General features: G+C 39.6%; 3 protein-coding genes. All 3 read left to right on the forward strand.

What is annotated here, in order from left to right:
* Nucleotides 1–198 precede the first annotated feature (198 nt).
* The 3 genes from phoB to GQR46_RS17815 all read left to right on the forward strand — a co-directional run bounded on the left by phoB (nt 199) and on the right by GQR46_RS17815 (nt 3,345).
* Complete coding sequence (gene phoB / locus GQR46_RS17805) at nt 199–888, forward strand: phosphate regulon transcriptional regulator PhoB (RefSeq protein ID WP_006791869.1); 690 nt, start codon at nt 199–201, stop codon at nt 886–888.
* Nucleotides 889–953: 65 nt separating this feature from the next.
* Nucleotides 954–2,261, forward strand: a complete 1,308-nt coding sequence (phoR, locus tag GQR46_RS17810) for a phosphate regulon sensor histidine kinase PhoR (protein WP_024608321.1) — start codon at nt 954–956, stop codon at nt 2,259–2,261.
* A 115-nt stretch (nt 2,262–2,376) separates the two neighbouring features.
* A complete protein-coding gene (locus GQR46_RS17815) occupies nt 2,377–3,345 on the forward strand; it encodes a phosphate ABC transporter substrate-binding protein PstS family protein (RefSeq protein ID WP_010554592.1) in 969 nt (322 codons plus the stop codon).
* Nucleotides 3,346–3,441: the final 96 nt, after the last annotated feature.

The following is a 3,441-nucleotide window of genomic DNA, read 5'->3' on the forward strand; positions in this document are numbered from 1 at the left end:
TTTATAAATTTATCGTAAATCTCTTTTTATTACGTTAAATATTAAAAAGGTTTTAAAAATATGACGTTAATGAGGTTTTTTGTCACTAATTTGTGTTTTTTTTACCACCATTTTAATTTACACGTTACACTTTCATAAAAATGTCATACTTAGTCATAATAATGAAAACTAATTCGATAGCGTAAGAGATAAATTGGAATGTCACGTAAAGTACTAGTCGTAGATGACGAAGCTCCTATCAGGGAGATGTTGGTTTTTGTTTTAGAGCAAAATGGATTTCAAGCAATTGAAGCAGAAGATTACGACTCTGCTATTGCAGCTATGGTTGAACCTTACCCAGATATGGTTTTACTTGATTGGATGTTACCTGGTGGAAGCGGTATTCAAATTGCTAAAAAGTTTAAGCAAAACGAACACACCCGCCAAATCCCAATTATTATGCTTACAGCTCGCGGCGAAGAAGAAGACAAAGTACGCGGCCTTGAAGTAGGTGCAGATGATTACGTCACTAAGCCGTTTTCTCCTAAAGAGCTTATGGCACGTATTAAAGCGGTTATTCGCCGTGTATCGCCAACCTCATTAGAAGAAGCTATTGAAGTACATGGCCTGCGTTTAGACCCTATTTCGCATCGTGTTACCTCAGAAGGTAACGAGCTTGATATGGGGCCAACCGAATTTAGATTACTGCACTTTTTTATGACTCACCCAGAGCGTGTTTATAGCCGTGAACAACTGCTTGATCATGTATGGGGAACTAATGTTTACGTAGAAGATCGCACGGTTGATGTGCACATTCGTCGTCTGCGTAAAGCAATTGGCCCACTTGGACATGACCGTTTGGTGCAAACTGTACGTGGTGCTGGATATCGTTTTTCAAGTAAGCTGTGATCAGCTTAAAGCTTAGCTAATGTATGAAATACGCATGTATTACTACTCTAAGGTAAAGTGAGTGTATGTATCGAGTTGTTAATAAGCAGGCGTTAGTAAAGCGCCTGTTTATCTATTTTTTACCCTTACTATTAATTGGTGTGCTAGTTGGCGCGCCATTTTTGCTTTTATTTTTAGGATCTTTTTCCCTCCTTATTTGGCACTACCATCAACTTTATCGTTTGAGCGATTGGCTACTTAATCAACGTAGCTTTAATCCACCTGAGGGCGAGGGTGCATGGGAGCAAGTGTTTGAAGGTATTTATCATCTACAGCACCGTAATCGTAAAAAACGTAATGAGCTTGCTGATTTAATTCGTCGCTTTCGCGATGGGGCTGAAGCAGTACCTGATGCGGTAGTGGTACTGCAAAATGATTTAAGTATTGTGTGGTGTAATCAACTAGCGCTTAAAGTGCTTGGTTTGCAGTGGCCAACCGATCATGGTCAGCGTCTTGATAATTTAATTCGCGAACCTAAGTTTGCTAAATACATGCACAAAGGTGAATTTGACGACGCGCTTGAGCTGGATAACGGCCATAGCATTGAGCAAGTACTAGAATTTAGGGTAATGCCTTATGCAAGCACGCAACTTATGGTTGTTGTGCGTGATGTAACGCGCTTAAAACAGCTAGAACAGATGCGTAAAGACTTTGTAGCCAATGTGTCACACGAACTACGTACACCGCTTACAGTGGTTACTGGGTATCTTGAGATGATGGATGGCGACATGATGCCGCCGCCAGCAATGTGGAACAAAGCGCAAAATACTATGCTTGAACAATGCAAGCGCATGGATAGCTTAGTCAGCCAATTACTATCGCTTTCGCGTATTGAAGGTGCTCGTCGCCAAGACAATGATAAAGCCATAAACGTACCGCAATTACTTGGTTATATTCACACTGAGGCAAACTCAATTAATCAAGACAAAGGCCATGAGCTTATTTTTAATATTGATAAAACCCTCGATATTAAAGGCTCTGAGGATGAACTGCGTAGTGCGTTTTCTAATTTAGTATTTAACGCCATTCATTACACTAAACCCGGTGGCAAAGTGGAAGTATGTTGGCAGCGCAAAAACAATAAAGCGTGTTTTAGTGTTACCGATAATGGTGATGGTATTGCGCCAGAGCATATTAACCGTTTAACTGAGCGTTTTTATCGTGTTGATAAAGCCCGCAGCAGAACAACAGGTGGCTCAGGCTTAGGGCTCGCGATTACAAAACATGTACTAACGCGCCACGATAGTAAATTAAATATTAGCAGTGAAGTTAACAAAGGTTCGTGTTTTTCTTTCGAATTTTCAATAGATAAGACAGTTTCGCTAGCTAAGTAATTAGGCTGAAAAGCAAAGTCATAAAAGTGTCATTTAAGAGTAATGTAACTGTCATGTACTCACTTTAGAGTGGGCAGCAGTTAGAAAATGGGACGAACAAACCGGAGAACCCTACATGAAATTTAAAAACTTAGTTGCCGCAATGGGTGTGGCTGTTACAACTTTCGTATCTGCACAAGCAGTTGCTTTAGATCAAGATATTCCTGAGTATCAAAAAATTAGTGGTGTTTCAGGTAACTTCTCATCAGTAGGTTCTGACACTTTAGCCAACATGATGACGTTCTGGGCTGAAGAGTACAAACGTATTTACCCAAATGTAAATATTCAAATTCAAGCGGCAGGTTCTTCTACTGCGCCACCGGCACTTACCGAAGGTACAGCTAACCTAGGTCCAATGAGCCGTAAAATGAAATCTAAAGAAATCGAAGCGTTCGAAAAACGTTACGGTTATAAGCCAACAGAAGTTCGTGTAGCTATTGATGCACTTGCTGTATTTGTACATAAAGATAACCCAATTGAAGGTCTTCGTATTGACCAAGTAGATGCTATCTTTTCATCTACTCGTAAATGTGGCGCACCAGAGCAAGTTAACCGTTGGAGCGATGTTGGTCTAACAGGTGATTGGGCAGCTAAAGATGTGCAACTTTACGGACGCAACTCAGTATCAGGTACTTATGGCTACTTTAAAAAGAAAGCACTGTGTAAAGGTGATTTCCGTAATAATGTAAATGAGCAACCGGGTTCTGCATCGGTAGTACAGTCAATTTCATCTTCATTAAATGCAATTGGTTACTCTGGTATCGGCTATAAAACATCTGGCGTACGTACAGTACCGCTTGCTAAAAAAGGCGATAACTTTGTTGATGCAACACTTGATAACGTTGCGCAAGGTAAATACCCGCTATCGCGCTTTTTATATGTTTATGTGAATAAACACCCGAATAAGCCACTATCACCTATGGAAGAACAATTTTTAAGAATGGTACTTTCAAAAGATGGTCAGCAAATTGTAGAAAAAGATGGTTATGTACCACTTTCTGCAAAGCTAGTAAAAACAGAACTTAAAAAGCTGGGTTTGAACTAATACCAATTGCATTAAATTAGTGAGTTATTATAGCGATAAGAAAATAGCGCAATAACAAGGCTAAAATTATGATACATAGTTGTTCTATATAAATAA

It is taken from the genome of Pseudoalteromonas sp. Z1A6 (assembly GCF_011378745.1).
GTDB lineage: Bacteria > Pseudomonadota > Gammaproteobacteria > Enterobacterales > Alteromonadaceae > Pseudoalteromonas > Pseudoalteromonas arctica.

What these genes read in the sequence shown, in the direction of transcription:
- phoB (WP_006791869.1), top strand. Translation starts at nt 199, where the DNA reads ATGTCACGTAAAGTACTAGTCGTAGATGACGAAGCTCCTATCAGGGAG.
- phoR (WP_024608321.1), top strand. Translation starts at nt 954, where the DNA reads ATGTATCGAGTTGTTAATAAGCAGGCGTTAGTAAAGCGCCTGTTTATC.
- GQR46_RS17815 (WP_010554592.1), top strand. Translation starts at nt 2,377, where the DNA reads ATGAAATTTAAAAACTTAGTTGCCGCAATGGGTGTGGCTGTTACAACT.